Origin of the sequence: Marinobacterium litorale DSM 23545 (assembly GCF_000428985.1) — a bacterium.
GTDB lineage: Bacteria > Pseudomonadota > Gammaproteobacteria > Pseudomonadales > Balneatricaceae > Marinobacterium_D > Marinobacterium_D litorale.
The window spans coordinates 270,969-286,434 of sequence record NZ_AUAZ01000002.1 but is presented as its reverse complement, the minus strand read 5'-3'; the positions used below and the strand labels follow the sequence as shown (position 1 = coordinate 286,434).

Annotated in this window: 12 protein-coding genes; 1 reads left to right on the top strand and 11 read right to left on the bottom strand. The window is 55.4% G+C overall.

What is annotated here, in order from left to right; translation table 11 throughout:
* Positions 1–369 precede the first annotated feature (369 nt).
* The 4 genes from G403_RS21980 to G403_RS0102830 all read right to left on the bottom strand — a co-directional run bounded on the left by G403_RS21980 (position 370) and on the right by G403_RS0102830 (position 6,667).
* Positions 370–2,349, bottom strand: a complete 1,980-nt coding sequence (locus tag G403_RS21980; protein WP_051298448.1) for a UvrD-helicase domain-containing protein — start codon at positions 2,347–2,349, stop codon at positions 370–372.
* A gap of 13 nt (positions 2,350–2,362) precedes the next feature.
* Positions 2,363–4,102, bottom strand: a complete 1,740-nt coding sequence (locus tag G403_RS0102840; RefSeq protein ID WP_027852647.1) for a DEAD/DEAH box helicase — start codon at positions 4,100–4,102, stop codon at positions 2,363–2,365.
* Positions 4,103–4,207: 105 nt separating this feature from the next.
* Entirely contained in the window at positions 4,208–5,179 is a 972-nt protein-coding gene (locus tag G403_RS0102835) for a hypothetical protein (RefSeq protein WP_027852646.1), read from the bottom strand.
* A gap of 123 nt (positions 5,180–5,302) precedes the next feature.
* Positions 5,303–6,667 carry an MFS transporter gene (locus G403_RS0102830; protein WP_027852645.1) on the bottom strand — a complete coding sequence of 455 codons (1,365 nt, stop codon included), beginning with the start codon at positions 6,665–6,667 and terminating at the stop codon, positions 5,303–5,305.
* 253 nt (positions 6,668–6,920) lie between these two features.
* Here G403_RS0102830 and G403_RS0102825 point away from each other — a divergent pair, with 253 nt between their 5' ends.
* The gene (locus G403_RS0102825) at positions 6,921–8,441 is read left to right on the top strand and encodes an EAL domain-containing protein (RefSeq protein ID WP_027852644.1); all 1,521 of its coding nucleotides are present in this window, start codon (positions 6,921–6,923) and stop codon (positions 8,439–8,441) included.
* A gap of 7 nt (positions 8,442–8,448) precedes the next feature.
* Here the strand turns inward: G403_RS0102825 and G403_RS0102820 are convergent, their stop codons facing one another.
* From G403_RS0102820 to G403_RS0102785, 7 genes are all read right to left on the bottom strand, one after another.
* Positions 8,449–8,712, bottom strand: a complete 264-nt coding sequence (locus tag G403_RS0102820) for an amphi-Trp domain-containing protein (RefSeq protein WP_027852643.1) — start codon at positions 8,710–8,712, stop codon at positions 8,449–8,451.
* Positions 8,706–10,043: a metallophosphoesterase family protein gene (locus G403_RS0102815; protein ID WP_027852642.1), complete on the bottom strand. Its 1,338-nt coding sequence runs from the start codon at positions 10,041–10,043 to the stop codon at positions 8,706–8,708. The genes G403_RS0102820 and G403_RS0102815 overlap by 7 nt, the downstream gene beginning before the upstream one ends.
* A gap of 66 nt (positions 10,044–10,109) precedes the next feature.
* Entirely contained in the window at positions 10,110–10,808 is a 699-nt protein-coding gene (locus tag G403_RS0102810) for a histidine phosphatase family protein (RefSeq protein WP_027852641.1), read from the bottom strand.
* Complete coding sequence (locus G403_RS24295) at positions 10,805–11,773, bottom strand: NUDIX domain-containing protein (protein WP_051298447.1); 969 nt, start codon at positions 11,771–11,773, stop codon at positions 10,805–10,807. Before G403_RS24295 ends, G403_RS0102810 begins: the two co-directional genes overlap by 4 nt.
* Positions 11,766–12,863, bottom strand: a complete 1,098-nt coding sequence (locus G403_RS0102795) for an HprK-related kinase B (protein ID WP_027852640.1) — start codon at positions 12,861–12,863, stop codon at positions 11,766–11,768. Before G403_RS0102795 ends, G403_RS24295 begins: the two co-directional genes overlap by 8 nt.
* A complete protein-coding gene (locus tag G403_RS0102790) occupies positions 12,853–13,749 on the bottom strand; it encodes a GAK system ATP-grasp enzyme (protein WP_027852639.1) in 897 nt (298 codons plus the stop codon). The genes G403_RS0102795 and G403_RS0102790 overlap by 11 nt, the downstream gene beginning before the upstream one ends.
* Entirely contained in the window at positions 13,742–15,379 is a 1,638-nt protein-coding gene (locus G403_RS0102785; RefSeq protein ID WP_051298445.1) for a phosphotransferase, read from the bottom strand. Before G403_RS0102785 ends, G403_RS0102790 begins: the two co-directional genes overlap by 8 nt.
* Between the last annotated feature and the right edge of the window lie 87 nt (positions 15,380–15,466).

The following is a 15,466-nucleotide window of genomic DNA, read 5'->3' as shown; positions in this document are numbered from 1 at the left end:
GCGCTTCAGATCAGCCTGTTGGACGAGGTTGTATAAGCATTCATGCCACAGTTGATATTGAATTCGCGTGTTGACCGTGATAGGTAATCGCTTCTCGGAGAGATTTTCTTCCTCCCGGGGAGCTTTTTTTATAAAAAATGATTTTTGGAAAGATTTTCTGCGTGTTGGGACGGGACTCGGCATCGCCCAACGGAAAATATATTCGTGTGGCGTGTTACCTGTGGGAGCACTTCACACAATCTGTTCTGGCTCTCGTGACGCTGAAGAGATGACGGGCTACCGGGCAGGCGCCTGGCTGACCAGCATGCCCGCCAAGGTTAAGGATCAGGGTTACCTCTTGCCCCAGAAGGCGATGCTAGACCACTCGAGTTATAGGCCGGGTGTACCTTTAGTCTCAACACACTGTTCGAGCGCATCGGGCAATTTGGTCGTCGAAAACAGGACGAGCCTTTGTCCGGCTCGGGTCATCCCCATATAGAGTTTACGGGCGCATTCCTGACGTTTTTCTGTTCGCTCCTCTTCGTTCAAATCCAACGATTCATATTCTGAGAAAAGCTGATCCACTCCAAGAATAAACACAACACCCGCCTCGAGGCCGGTTGCGGCATCGAGCTTTGCGATTTTCAGGAACCCCGGTTTGTCGTCAGCAGGAGCTTTATCGCCGTTTTTATTGGAGAAGTTCCATATCTCATCGGCAGCCACGACAGTCTCAAGGCGCTGCTGGACGGTAGAGGGGTAAACACCCGTTGTGTAAAGCACCAGTATTTGCCCAGGTGGGCGGCCGTTATCGATCAGATCGCGCACTTCGTTAACAAGCTGCTCCAGTGCATCCTGGGGCGACTGCTTATACAGAAGCATCGGCTTAACGCCCTGACTCATGCCCTCGTATTCGGGCTTTAAGTAGTCTTCATCAAGCTCCGGCGCAAACTCGGATAAAAAGCTGTTGGCAGCATGCAGTATCTGCCGAGTGGTACGATAACTTTTATGCAGACGCTTAGTACGCCCCCGCACATTAATCCCTGCACTTTTCCAGCTCAGGCGCGACTTCAGAAACCCCTGATTGGGGTCAGCGCAGAGAAAGAGGCTGCCCGATGGCTGCAAGCTTCTTTTCACCAGCTCAAACCAGCTTGGCGCGAAAAACTGAGCTTCATCAACGATAATATGGTCATAGCGCTCCAGTTTTTCAGTTGCGGTGGCGGAACATAATCGGTTTGGCATCAGGCTAGAGAGTAGTCCCGACTTCTCGCCGAACTTTGCCACAACTTCGTTTCTCAGCTGCCAAAGCTCCGCCCGCTCTTCCGAACGTAATGCAAAGCCGCGCCCTGCCCGATTTGTATCTAGGTATGCGGTTTCATCGGAGATAAAGTTGTCGTTTAGAAACTCAATTTCATCACGTATCTGATTAGCGGTAAGGCGCTTACCGACACCGTAACGTCCCTGCTGATCCTTGATATAGCCGCCAACAGTTTTATCGGTATTAAACAGGAGCTTCAGGTACCCCTTTCCAAAAGCCTCATCCCATTGACCACGACACCAGGACCAGAAAGTCTTGATCGTAAGATTCGGCGGCTCACCCCCCCAATACTTATTGATTTTGTATCGGATATCAGCTGTCACCGGCTTGTTGTGAATCAGCAATAAAACCTTGTGATCCGGGTGTTGCTGGCAGTACATCAAAATCCGGCTGACAATGATCAGCGTTTTACCACTGCCGGCCACGCCATTGATCAGTCGAACGGACAGATCTCCTGAATCACTATTGGCTTTGAGGAGGTCCAGCTTGGCAGCCAGCTCCTGATCGTAATCGAGGAAAAACCGGGAGAGCTGAGCCGAGTTATCTCTTTCGATAACTGTCCGGGTCGTGCACGCCGCCGGCACCTCGCGCTCCGGGAAGAACTCATGAAACAGCCAATCGAACCCGGCCCGCGGAAGCGGCCTGGAATCTTCGAGCAATGTGGCTGTGTTCTCCAGAAAATACGGTTTACTCACTATCCGAAGTCTGAGTTCACTCCAGCTTTTATCCTTAGGCTCACTACCTTTCGCTTTTAAGACCACGATAAGCAGCTCTAGCTGAGCGGAACTCCCGGTGGCCTCCATACATCTTTGAGACCAGTTTTTTACCGCGCTGAATAATGCCTTGGCTTTGTCCTTTACCTCTTCGATCGTTTCGACAAAAGCGAGACCCAACCAAGTACCACCAGTTTTGGTGATAACCAGATCGAAAACATCAGGAATGCTAAACGGGATTCGTACGCTATAGTCATCGGCCAGCTCGCGCAGTGCCTTGGCCAGATGACGCCGATGGGCATTGGGCAAAGTATCCAGCGTTTCGGGTATCAGTAGTGCCATGTTTCGTTGTCTTTTAGATGGTTGTGCGATGGCAACTTGCGATCAAGCTGCGATACATATCGACCCACTCGCCAATCTCGGGCTCTTCATGAAAGAACTCGTCGTCGACCTCTGGCCCTATGACGATTGTCTTGGTTTTAGCGCGAGTTACAGCCACATTCATGCGCTGCGGCTGGAAAAGGAAGCCGGCTAACGAACAGAGGTATTGCGGATCTGTCGCTGTCATATTGAGAATAACGAGCTCTTTTTCCTGGCCCTGCATACGCTCCACCGTATCGGCGACGATCAGCTTCGCGATAGCCGGGCCCAGATAACGCCGCAGCATGGTGCGTATACGCCGTCCTTGGTTCCTGAAAGGAACAACAACTCCTATCTCTTTGGGCGAGAGCCCGGAATCGATGCAGGTTTTGCAGAGTTTCGCAATGAGTACAGCATCGTCCTGATTGATACTACGCGAATTCCGCCCTGTGCTTTCTATAAACACCAGACTGTGATCACCGTTAAGTATCGGCTGATACTCCCCAGGGGTATTGGGCAACGAAAAGCGGCGGTTTTTGTTAGCCCCATCAGATTGCAGTAAACCGGCATAGAACTGTTCGCTGGGCCAAGCGCTCAGCGATGCGTTCATGCGGTAGGTGGTATTGAGCGTGACCACATTCTCCCGTTCGGCGCTCAATAACCGAGCGAAGACGGAAGCAGAACCGATATCCAATACCGAGAGCGAACTAACCACTGGCGGGAGCTGCCTGTGATCGCCGATAAAAACGAAACGCTTCGCCCGTCGCATCGCCATCAGCGCCAAGGGCGATGTGACCTGGCTGGCTTCGTCAAAAATAACGGTATCGAAAAGGTGCTCTTCAAGTCTTGAGGTGCAGGTGGCAAAGGGCGTTGCGCCTATCACATAGCCCGCGTCTTTGGGGCAGTCCTCCCATTCGCGAAATGTCTCATAGCACTCCACTTCAGGGCGCAATCCTTTTAACGAGGTATGTTTACCGACTTTGATTGTTTCTACGCCTTCCTCGTAGATACGATTCAGAGCGTTATTAATTGCCATATGCGTGTGAGAAGTAACGAGAATCCGCTCACCACGCGTCACCAACAACTTGGCGATCAGTGCCAAGACGCGGGTTTTCCCTGTGCCAGGTGGACCTTGGATACAAGCCAGATAACGCGCACCGCAAGCCCACCCCACCGCATCAACCTGATCCTCATTAAATCCGTAACCGGACTCTGCGATGTCGGCGGCGGCGTCATAGTCGGCGCTGTTAAGCTGGTCGGCCGGAAGGGCTCCGCTCAGTAGCGGTAACACTAACTGCCGTCCGACCGGAGAGCGCGCGATATCATCCAGCGCCTGCTGATACATACCGCTGAGGTCTATCATGTCGGGGTCCGCATAAGTGAGCTGGTTTGCCACACGTTCCCAGGCAGAGCCGGGTAAATTATGGCCGCTTAACAACCAGCAGTCGTCGGCTTCCTCTTCCAGGACCAACTGGGCGGCTACCTCCTCGAAGGGGTCTCCCAAATGCAGGCGCAGCAAATCACCTTCACGAAAACGCGATTCCTGCTCCGGGTCTGGATAGGCCCAAACAGTATCGCGGGATGGTCCCTCTTCGAGCTTGGTAAAGGACTGACTATGGCCGGTAAGGAGCTTTTCTGGCAACGACCGTTCCCAGGTATCAAACAACTGAGACCGGGTCGCCTCCATTTCATCTTCAACAAACTGGCGTAATTCAGACATCATCGCCTGACTCATATGACTATCCCTGTAAACCTAACCTGATCGGGTTTCTGTATATCACGCAGCGAACCAAACCCAATGCTGATGCCCTGAATGGATTTGATGGCGGGATATACTCATTTACTGCGTCCTGATCTCTGCATCTGCTGAAATTTTGGGTACATAGGGTTCGACCCAATTACGGTAAGCTGACTCGAAATGCTGTGGTGTCAGCTCAACCAATGAAAGCAGTGAAAATAGCGATAGTCCGGCCAATACGATCCCTAACCAGGTAGAGCGTCGGCTGAACGCTTTTTCACGTTTTTGCTCCTGCTCATCCCGCAACCGGGCCTGTGCTCTGCGCTGTTCCTGCTCTTCCAGCACTTGCTGCGCTCGCGCCCGCTCACGCTGCTCATGCAAAAGCAGTGACACGTTGGCAAGCTGGGCGGTCAGCTCTGTATTGAACACCTGTAATTTGTGATGCTCTGCGAGCAAGTCCCATACCGGGAAGAGCTCATGGTTCTTGATTATCACCGGGTGCTGGAAGAAATCCCCGGCGTTGAAGTGCAAAATATCTTCATAAAGTGCCAGTGTTTTTTCCGAATCCCGGGCTTTAACGGATGCGGTGAGTCTGGCCATGCTCTCTTCGAGCACGCGACGATAAGCGACCGCAAGGCAGAGCTCAAGCACTATGCGTTTAAACTGATCTGCTTTATCCGAGAAGTAGGCAACTGCATCGCGATCCACGATCAAACCGCGGGTGCTTGTCAGCGGCACGATCTTGTCGGCTTGCAGGGTGGTGGATTTGCGGATAAACCACGACACTGGTGGCAACAACTGCGCGTTCATGGCGACATCGTGCTTATTATCAGCCCAGACAGCTTTCGCTTCGCATTTTTTATCCTGCTCGGACTCGGTAAGCTGCACACCCAGGATCTGCTGAAAGCAAGAGTTCTTGAAAAACGTAATTTCCCAGTAGTTGCCACAGTGAGACTGCCTAAACCGAGCGTTTTCCAGTATGGGGGCGATAAAGAAGGCGACTCTGTTATCACCAATTCTTAAAGCGGTTTCTGATGCTGACGGATGCGGCTGATCATAGATGTAGGCGTACATTCCGTGTTTTTGCCCTTGTATGCATAAAGTTCGTTTTCAAATTCTGATAAGGCTTTAAGGTAATCGGCTTTGCTTCCGGTCTGCAAGTCCGATCCGCCTTGCGGTTTGTGCCATCTTATCGAGCTACGGGACGGGGCGTTGAGGCGGTTTCCCGGCATCCGCCTTCGGCTCCTGCCGGGCTGCGGGCTCAGAGTCTGGGTCTGGTTCCGGCTCAGTGTGTCCTTCATCTTCATAACCTTCCAGTTCTGCGGGTTCGTAAGGCTCGCCCTCCTCGTCTTGCAGCTGGTAGTCGTAGGCGGCCTGCAAGCCGCTTTCTTCCTCTTCGTCCGCCTGGGCACCGCCATCTCTTGGATACATGGGTGAAAGTATGGCGACCAGGATGCCCAGTGCCGCGAACATGGCGAAGCCGTCTGCGTAACCGAATTCCGCCACTAAAAAGCCGGCAGCGGGCGAGCCGGTCGCCTGGCCCAGTGAGACGGCCAAAAACGGCAGGACCGGGCCCATGGAGAGACGACCGGGTAAAAGCCGTATGCCGCTCATCAGGTAGAGTCCTGTCAGGCTCATGTACGCCAGGCCGAACACGAGGGCCGAGAATATCGCGACGGGCAGTTGTCCGGGGCTGGCCGCGAGCAGTGCGACGCTGGCAGAGAGCATCATCAGCATCAGTGCATGGGTGATCGGTGGGTTATTACGGTCGGCCAGGTCTGCAATCACGGCCCCGCCCAGGCCGGCGATACCGACCGCCAGCCACAGCCAACCGGAGGAACCCGGGGGCAGTGCTCCAAGCGTGGCAACCAGGTCCGGCGCAAATATCCAGTAGGCGGAGGATACAAACCCCATGATGAAGGCGAACACCCCCAGTCGTGAGAGGCTCACCCACTGCAGTGCGCTGACCGGTGGTGGCGGAGCCGCTTCTGAGGGTGTAACACGCGATACCGATGGCAGCAGAAACCAAGTGGCTAACACACCGATAGCCGCCAGAACGGCAAACGACAGATAGGCGTATCGCCAGGCGCCGGCCATGAACAGAACCGCCGGTACTGCCACCGCGACCCCCACACTGGTCCCGGCGTTCATTACTGCACTGACACGGCCATGCACCGAGCGTTTAACCAGCGCCTGCATGGCTGCCGTAAGTGCGGGCATCATCAGGCCGGTACAGATACCACAGGCAAAGACCCCTCCCCCCAGTGTTACGGGGCCATCAGCCTGGCTGATCAGCCCCAGTCCGATGACGCCGAAAATACCGGAGAGCACCGCCGTGTTGCGTGCCCCGAGTCGCTTGGCGGTTGATGGCGCCACAAGCGTTGCGAGCATAAAGCTGATCAGGGGAAGCGAGCCGATCAGACCAATCACGTAGGGCGTAAGTTCGAGCTCATCGCGGATCGGCGGTACAAACAGACCGAACGCGAACCGGGCCAGGCCGAAGCTTATGGCGATCAGAGCGGCGCCCAGAATCGCAAAGCTCGTACTGGATGGAACTCTCATGCCCGCCTCCTTGATCAATCCACTTTCGTTGCCAAAGCGCCTTTGGGCTCCGGGTTGCCGTGTCTCTCAGCGTAGACGGCTGTGCTGAACGCAGCCAAATATTTTAGGGAATCAAGGCATTGGTTTATAGCGAGCTCATGGATCGTATCTGCGACGTGGCGTCGGGAGCGCTCTATGCTAAGCTTGCTGGAGATTGATTCTCATTATTGCTACTTCCGGGTGCAGGTATGGAGCGCCGGTTAACGGGGAAACTGTGAGAAAGATAACCCGGATCATTATTGATCGCCTCGTCGTTACCGGAATTGCTTTGCTCCTCGGTTTTGGGCTGTTCGCCGCCTATAGCGTTCTTGAAAGCAGTTTTGAGAAGCAGTTGCAGGCGCAGATTCAGAAGAGCTTCAATCAGATAAACCTTATCTCCGGTGATCTTCTCACCACGTTAAACCGCTTGAATGCATCGGGTCCCCGAGATTGCAGTGATGCCTCACTGCTTGAGTTGCGCCGGGAGGTCTTTTTATCGGAGTACATTAAGGATATCGGCCGTCTTGAAGGCGATAGGCTGCTGTGTAGCGCAGGCGTTGGTCGCTTATCGTTCCCCTACGAAATCCGTCACCCCAACTATATTGGCCGTTTAGGCGCGAAAGTCTGGCTGGATATGCCGGTTCTGCTGACTGAAAACGCGGTGCGCGGGATATTGGTGCGCCTCGGAGCGTATGATGCCGTTATCGATAAAACGTTTCTGGGTGACCTGATTTTCATTCCCGGTGTGGAGTGGCAATTAATCTTCTCAGCTGAAGGTGTAAAGGAATACATCGCGGGCTCATCCGCTGCGTCTTTGCAAAACGCCGATCTCTATGTGCATCAGTGCAGTGATAGTGTTCCCTACTGTATAACGATAGGTGCCGGTTCGGAGGTTTTTCATCAGCGGTATCGGTCTACATTAGCTGGATGGCTTATTATCGCCGTACTGGTCGCCGGGTTTGGTTTTATTGGCCAGCGAAGGTGGTTGCGGCGCTATCGGTCGCAACAGTCCCGGGTTCTCCGTGGGCTTAAAAACGATGCATTTTACTGCCTGTATCAACCGTTGGTTGAGCTTCGTACCGGTCGGGTTATCGGATGTGAGGTGCTGGCCCGCTATGAAGATGTACTGGGCCCGATCTATCCTGACAGCTTTATTCCAGTGATCAGTCGCTGTCGTAAAACCTGGCCTTTTACCCGGTTGATTATTGACAAGGCCCTCGCCGCCGTGAGTCAGGCGTCCGCTCTACCCGAGGGCTTCAAGGTTAATATCAACTTCTTTGCGCAGGATATCGAGAGCGGTGCTGTCTTGGCGCTATTGGAAAACGGTCGCTTTAGTCAACCCGGCCTGCAGTTTGTTATCGAAGTGACTGAGGACGAAAAACTGAATAGCGAAGCGGCCCGGATCAATCTCGAAAAGCTGGTGGCGGGCGGTTTTCAGGTGGCTATCGATGATTTTGGTACCGGGTATTCCAACCTTCGCCAGATCCGCGATTTTAAATGCGATACGTTAAAGATCGATCGCAGCTTTATCAGTGAAATGGAGGGTGGATCCGTGCGTTCCACCCTGATACCGCATATTGTCGATATCGCCCATAAGATCGATGCCTCGATCGTGGCTGAGGGTATTGAGAACAATATGCAGAATCGGGCGTTAATCGATGTGGGCGTGCGCTACGGCCAGGGCTATATGTATGGCAAACCGATGCCGTTCGATAAGCTTCTGGAGATGATCAGCCTGTCCCGCCAGTCTGTATAGACCAGCGTTACTTAACCGACAGGCTGTTGCTCTTGAGCGGCTGATCACTCTGCCAGCTGATACGAAGCTCCAGGCGGTGACGCGATTCCTCTTCGCTGGCGGTCACTTTAAGGTCAAGCAGGCCCTTGGGCTCCAGCCGGATCTCACCATCCTGGTCGCTGAAGGTGATCTCCCCTTTCTTGATGCCCGCCGCAATCGAGTTCAGAAGCTCCTGAATGCTCTCGCTATCCTGCAGGGACTGGTGTCTGAAGCGGTTTTTGTTCTCTAGCATGTTTGATACTCGCAAGCTTCCGGGCGAAACAGTTTGGCTTTGGGGTAGTCTACGCTGATTCCCAGGATATGCCGATCCGGATGGATTACGGTTACACCGGCACCGACCCCATGAAGCCCCTCTTTACGGCGTGAATTTCGGTCCAGCGTGATATCGCCTTCGATATGCAGCATCCCCTCTTTAACCGCCAGACGTTGACCGTGCAACCGGTTGATATGGCCGTGGACCAGTGTACGGATTCCCGTTTCCCGCAACGCGGTTAACCCAGTCTCAGTCAGGGAGAGGTCCGCCGGGCGATATTTGGTGCGCATGGTATTGGCCAGTGGACCGAAGTAGAAATGGAACAGGTCGTTTTTGATCTGCTTACGGAACTGACGGTTCAGATGTTTGACCCCCTTGTCCCGCAGAGCTTCGCTGATGGCATCATCCAGCCCTGCGTGTACGAACAGGAAAGCCCCGTTACGGTAGGCCAGGCGCATCTCCCGGTAAAACCAGCTGAACTCACCTTTGGGCTTGAGAAACAGGGCACGACAGGTTAGCGCGATATGGTAGATCTCTCGCAGCGTAAAACCGGCTTTGTGGCAGGAGGTCTCAAAGCCGTTTACCTTCTTGCGCATGCGCTTGAGTTCGCGCTCGATGGCGGCTTCGCTCATAAAATCAGCGGCTTCCCGGGGGAACTGTTCGAACCAGTCCTCCGAGGGAAACAGCTTTGCCCGACAGGTCGCCTCATCCGGTATTTTCTTGGGGATCTTTTTGCCGGCCAGGTAAACCCGGTGGATCTCCTTGAACAGCGGTATCACCTTGTCGCCCATGCGAACAAAAAGATGTTCGGTGGTGGTATCGCAGTCGCCGGTAACGGTTCGGATTCCCATCAACAGCCGCACATCGTGGTTGCCGGCCAGCAGCTTGACGCGTTTGCTAAGTCCCATGAGGTGGCGAATCGCACGCAGTAACTCCAAGTTACTGGGCCCCTTGTCCAGGCAGTCACCCCCAATCACGTAGATGGCGTCCTTCCCTGCCCGATTCAGCTCGAACTCGGTGGGTTTGTCGCCCCGCTTTACCACGGTACCGGTGGCCACCAGAGAGTCGATAAAGGCCTGCGCATCGGCGTGGGGGTCGGCGATGAAGTAGATCGGCCGCCGCGGCCAGCGCCAAGCACCGTTGATATCACCGCCCAATGACTGCTGGAAAATGATCGGGTCGATGGCATTACGGTTGGCCGAATGGGTATGGCTCAGGTCCCAGGGCTCCACATGGGTCGGCAGCCGATCGATGATGGCTCGGTGGGTCGGAATCGGCTTGATGTCGGGTAGGGATTTTAGTGCGCGCATGGACCTGAGACATTTGAGTTATAAGAGTGGGCCGATATTCTAGTGAGCCAATGTGTCGACTATATGTCAGTCTGTAAACCCTTCGCGCTTGCGCTCCTTCCAGTCCCCGCCCACGTGGCGCCACTGGCCGTCGGAACAGAGCTCCAGATACACCGGATGAGCGTGGTACATACTCAGCTCGGCGATCCGTTCAAAAGGTAAAACGCCGAGTCGGTGCGCCGCGTGCCGGAATGCAGCACCATGGCCCACAAACAGGCGCACACCCGGCTGCGCTGATTCCTCCAGCGCTTCGAGTTCACGGCGCAGGCACGCGGCAACGCGCTCTCCTGCCTCCATTAATGACTCCGCTCCCTCCAAGGGTAGACGATAATGGCTGTTGGACTTCCAATCCGCCGGTGGCGTTTCAAACCGGGGATCGGATTCAACAATCCGGTAGATCTGGTCGCTGGTCAGATTGGCGGCGCTGCCGACACAGCGCTCACACAGGGCGCTCTCGCTGCGGTGTTGTATCGGTTCTGAGCAGGTCGTGCTCAGCGTGTCGATGAAAAGCTCGGCGGTTTGCCAGGCCCGTAATAGCGTGGAACTGACAACCTGAGCGTCCAGTATCCAGCCGTTTTCGGCTAACTGACTTTTCATCAGCTCCGCACCGCGTCGTGCCTGCTCATGGCCACGCTCATTGAGGCCAAACGGCTGGTGGGCACTCGGTGTTCCCGCAAGTTGATGATAATCGCCGTGGCGCACAAGTGCGGCTATCCGTCTGGTCACGGGTTTGTCCCCTGGAGGTGTTCAGGCAGGGTTCTGACAATGTCGGCCAGATCAGGGTTTTTGAGGAAGCTGCACGCCTGCTTTAACGGTAGCCAGCGACGCTCGCGGTGGGTTTCTTCCCACTCCTTGTCGGGCAGCTCGCGCGTAACCTGCATGGGGTAAACCTGAATATCGCAATGGGCGCCCCATTTCGCCTGGCGGTACTGACCCAGAGCTTGTTCCTGCACATTACCTTCAATGCCGGCCTCTTCGCGCGCCTCCTTGGCTGCGGATGCCTGAGGCGAAAGCCCGGGTTCAACAATCCCCTTGGGGAGAACCCAATACCGTCCGCTGCTGGAGGTGATCAGCAAAACTTCCACTTCGCCGGATTGAATCCGATAAGGTATCGCCGCCGATTGTGTGTAGTAATAGGCGGGGCGCTCCCGGCGCTCCCGACCGTCGGGTGCCGGCCAGGGGAAACCGTCGGGAAGCTCATCCGGGGTTATCCGCTCCAGCAGCGCAGCGCCGCCATCGAGCGGAAACGCCTGGGTCTCCGGCAGTGCAAGGCGCAGCAAGGTGCCTGCCGGCATCAGTGTGTCGTACTGATTGCAGACGGATTCCGGAAGCAGCTGTCGGGCGAGCTGCTCAAGTCCCGGGTTGTGACCCACCAGCATTACCGGTGATGTTTGAGAGGCGGCTTCAATCAGACGATCGAACAGGCTGCTGGCGCTGGCGCAGTAAAGCCGGTCGTCATTCTCGATCCGTTCTACGGTTGCGCCCATCGCCTTAACACATTTCTCAGCGCTCTCCCGCGCCCGGCGAGCCGGCGAGCAGATAACCCGCGCTGGCAGGTTGCCGGTTTGCGCGAGCCAGGCACCGGTGCGTTGGGCACCCCGCTTACCCCGCTCTTTCAGCGGTCTGTCAAAGTCGTGTCCGTCGCTGCTCTTTTTCGCCTTGCCGTGGCGCAACAGCATTACTTCAATCATGTTGCTCTACCTGGGCTTTGAAACGCTCTGCCAGCGCGTCAAAGTCGATTCCACCGCTGGCTTCATAGACGGTAACACCGCGCAGATAGCTGAGATAGGGGGCAGGATCAATTGTGTTATCGTCACTGAGAAAGCTGCCATCCTGGCGTTGATAAAATGGGCCGGGGGATTTCATGATGGCGGCCAGCAGGTCCGGGCGTTGATCCAGTTGTACGCGGTTCAGCGTGAGCGGCGCATCGCTGTCCCGTTTCCAGTTCAGTACCAGAAACGCTTTAAGTGGTCGGGATTCCGGTTGAATGCGGTCCGGCCCATAGAGGGATTCAATATCGGCGTCGAACTTTTCCTCCAGCTCCCACAGCTCTGCGCGATCCATTTTCGCCAGCTGGTCGCGCCGTTCCGGGTCAATCAGTGGCTGTAAACGCGGGTTGTTGAGAATGGTGCCGGGATTGATTCGCGGCAGTTTGGGAATGCCGGTGGCCTGGGTGTCCTCTCCTTCGCGTTTGATAAAGAGGCGATCATTGGTCATGAACCGTGTCGCCGGGTCTTCAAGCAGATGCAGCATCAATGTGGATTTACCACCCCCGGAAAAACCGGCGATGGCCAGCGCCTGCCCCTGGTACTCAAAGGCGGCTGCGTGACAGTTCAGCCAGCCGTCATTCTGCAGCTCGGTCATGAGCTGGTTGTTGATGAAGTTGATCACCTGGTTGTCATGGGCGACACAGGGCCCCGCCGCGATGCGCAGCTGCGGGCTCTGCAGGAAGTTCATGCCGGTTCGCACTTTATGGATCAGCCGAGCGCCGGGGAGATTAAAAATTGCGTCCTTACGCCCGCTCTTGCCGGGTTCCCGCTTCCAGTCCACCAGCTCAAAGGGCAGCTCGACTGCATCGCGCTCCACGGCGATCACTTCGATGGCTGTATCCAGCTGTGCCCGCACAATATGGGCAAAATACTGTCTGAGCCGGGCAATTAGCTCGGCACTGTTGGAACGCAGATGAATACCGCACCCGCCGCTTTGCAGGCGCAGGTCGTGATTGAGTTCAGCGCCTCCAATCAGGTGTTGTGCGACGAAATCCGGTGAATCATTGGCCATTGTGAAGCTGTTCCAGAACGTAGTTACTGTAGAGTTTTGCGGCATCAATATTGGCGCCCTTAAGCGCACCTTTAAAACCACCGAACGCGGACACTTCAAAAACCACGGGGCCCTGATCGGTAATGGCCACATCGACGGTGGTGAAATCGAGCCCGAACGGTGCCTGAGCCCGCTGGGCAAGCTCGATCAGCGCGTCATCAGCCTCAAACGGTGCGTAACGCCCGCCACTGTTGATGGTGGTATCCCAGGCACCGTCGCGGGAAACGCGGGCGTAGGCACCCAGATAACGTCCACCGAGGAAGATCATGCCCAGGTCCTGTCCATTCAGGTTCAGCTTCTTCTGAATATAGAGCATGGGGTTGCTTTCCTGGAATCGCTCCAGGCGACGGCGCAGTTTCTCCCTGCCCTGCGATGCGTCCAGCACAATCATGCCCCGGGCTTTGGTGGAAAACAGGGGCTTGAGTATCGCCTCTTGGTACCGCTGGATAGCTGACAGCGCCGCATCGATATCTTCGGTAAGGAGCGTGGGCGGCATCGGTATGTCTTGGTTAGCCAGGGTTAGCGTGCAGCTGGCGCGGTCGATCAGCTTCAGCATGCGATCGGCAGAGCTGAATACGCGCACGCCTTTGGCTTCGGCAAAACGCAGCAGCTCCAGGCGGTCCATGGTTGTGGGGCTGTATTCACCACTGATCTTTTTGACGATCAGTGCATCCAGCTCACACAGGTCAAGATCACCCTGTTTGAGCTGCCCTGTGCCCAGATCCAGGGCGACGTTTGCCATATCGATGACCTGGCGATAGCCGGTTCTGTCCTCGAGCGCGTCGGCAAGGACCTCGGTGGACCATTTACCCGGAACGCCGACAACTGCAATCTTGGGCTCAGTCAACGAAGATCTCCTTCATCGGAATACGGTAGCTTTTTTCTTCGCCGGGCTGCAGACGGTCCACCTGCTCAAGCAGATAGCGCGCTCGTAAAAACATGCGCCGGGCCAGAGATTTGTCATGGATAAAACGGGTTGAGGTGGCAAAGGAACGGGCCAGGCCCAGCGCCAGGCGGATTTCGAACAGTTCATCCTGCTGTTTCCGCGCATAACGGTACGCCCGTTTGTAGAACGCCTGTGCCAGCGACATGATACGGGCGCGGGTCTCCACATCCAGTATCTGCAGCCGGTAGTTCGAGACCATGAAGACTGAAACGTCCTGAACATAGTCCATGTAGCGCGACCGGTGCAGATCGATAAAGTTGATACGCTTCTCGAGCGGATCATAAATAATATTGTCCACGTTAAAATCACCGTGGATATACACAGAAAACGGTGCGGGCCAGCCTTTCTCCCGCTCCTGCAGGCGTTCCACCAGCGTTGTGAACGAGGTGACCGGTACGCCACAGATAAAACCGTCACCCTGATCGAACTCCGGATGTATGCGATACACCTCCGGTAGCCGTTTCTGCATCTGCTGCATAAAGTTGGCCGATACCGGCTCCAGCGTGCGGGTCTGGCTCCAGATCGACTTCAGTGTCTTGCCCAGGCGTTTCAGCGTTTCATCCACCAGGGCATCGGATTCGTTGAGGACAATCTGCTCGAATGTGTGGCCCGGCAGGTGCTCGATCAACAGTGCGGCGGACTGTCCGCGCTTTTTGTAGGAGAGAATTCTGGGTGCCAGGCCCGGGTAGATTTCGTGCCAGCTGCGTACGCCCTGACGCTCCTCCTTGAGTTTGCGCTTTTCCCCATCCTTAAAAATCGCCAGGTAGCCACTCTCCTCTTCCTTACCGGAGATGCCGGAAATAGCACTGCCGGAGCGTGTTTCAGCAATGGTATGAATCTTCAGGTCATCTTCGTCTTCGTCGAGTTCAGCCACCAGGGACTGAAGCGAAAAATAGCGCTCGAAACTGACAGGCTGACCCAGGTTGGCTGAGATGATCGATTCACTGATGTGCAGGAGGGCATCGCCCATCTGACGAAACTCATAGGCAACAAACAGGAGTGCGATCAGCTCTTCGCTGTGTTCAGGGTGTGCCTTGAGTCCCGCAGCGTAGCCGCGTAGCAGTTTTTTGTAGTCATCCAGCAGGCGGTCGTTAAGCTGGCCGATTTGAATGGCCGGCGCCGAATCGCGCGCTTCCAGCGCGTCCTCTAGTGCATTGAGTCCGCGTCGAACACGCTTGAGCATCTTCAGGTGGCGTTTGTTCTGCAGGAGCGCATAGTGCTCAACGTACTCAAGCTGTTTTACGCAATTGCGGCTGATTTCGGCGATGCGTTCCAGGTCTGTTGCGATAAATTCAACACTGCGCAGACTGATGTCACGCTGAGCCCTGCGCTTGCCCGCTCTGAGCTTTTGTACCGTGCTGTTATGGATACGGGTTTTCAGGTTGTAGGCGTAGCCGGCCCGGTCCAGAATGCGGCGCATTCTCGGGTTGCCGGGCTCCTCGAAGAAGCTCTGCAGGCTGGCGACCTGAGAATCGACCTCCACACTGAGAAAGTGCAGGTTTTCACGAATGGTCTTGGGCAGTTTGATCATTTGGCTGGCCAACAGGAAAAATCAGGGTCAAGGATACCGAACTCGACCCGGTTTCGACATTGCAGGATTATGACATACAACATTTCG